Annotated in this window: 1 protein-coding gene; it reads left to right on the forward strand. The window is 48.1% G+C overall.

Annotation, left to right across the window (positions count from 1 at the left end; all coding sequences use genetic code 11):
- Nucleotides 1–268: hypothetical protein (locus LVY74_RS17690; protein ID WP_237816154.1), on the forward strand; the 268-nt coding region annotated here is incomplete at both ends.

The raw sequence follows: 268 nt of genomic DNA on the forward strand, positions 1-268 counted from the left end.
CCCTGCCAATGTTCAGATCAATGGCGCGTATTTCCCAACGGAGGTGACAGGTGATCTGATGCTCAGTTGGGCACATCGGAACAGGGTACTGCAAGTCAGCGGAACGCCATTGGCGTGGACAGAGGACAGTATCCATATAGAAGATGGGGTGAGCTATGTACTGGAACTTTATGATGCCAACAATACATTAATTTCAAGTACAGATATTGGAGCAGTCAGCACAATCGTGGTGGACTATTCTGCTGTAACCACCACGACATGCAAACTC

It is taken from the genome of Acinetobacter sp. ME22 (assembly GCF_022012315.1).
In the GTDB taxonomy this organism is placed as follows: domain Bacteria; phylum Pseudomonadota; class Gammaproteobacteria; order Pseudomonadales; family Moraxellaceae; genus Acinetobacter; species Acinetobacter brisouii_A.